Source organism: Frankia sp. Mgl5, assembly GCF_023242985.1.
Lineage (GTDB): Bacteria > Actinomycetota > Actinomycetes > Frankiales > Frankiaceae > Parafrankia > Parafrankia soli.
Genome location: NZ_JALKFY010000395.1, coordinates 1 through 229, shown reverse-complemented (window position 1 = coordinate 229; position 229 = coordinate 1). Strand labels below are relative to the sequence as shown.

Sequence of the window (229 nt, the reverse complement as noted above, 5' to 3'; positions counted from 1 at the left end):
CATCAATCCAACCGGCCGTTTCGTTATTGGTGGGCCTCAAGGCGATGCCGGCTTAACTGGCCGCAAAATCATCGTTGACACCTATGGCGGTTATGCTCGTCACGGCGGTGGCGCATTCTCCGGTAAAGATCCGACGAAAGTGGACCGTTCCGGCGCATACGCAGCACGTTACGTAGCAAAAAACATCGTTGCCGCAGGGCTTGCCGACAAATGCGAAGTACAGGTAGCA

At 55.5% G+C, this 229-nt stretch carries 1 protein-coding gene; it reads left to right on the top strand.

What is annotated here, in order from left to right; translation table 11 throughout:
* Positions 1 to 229 (top strand): methionine adenosyltransferase domain-containing protein (locus MXD62_RS09810; RefSeq protein WP_248829031.1); only part of this gene is annotated, 229 nt, incomplete at both ends.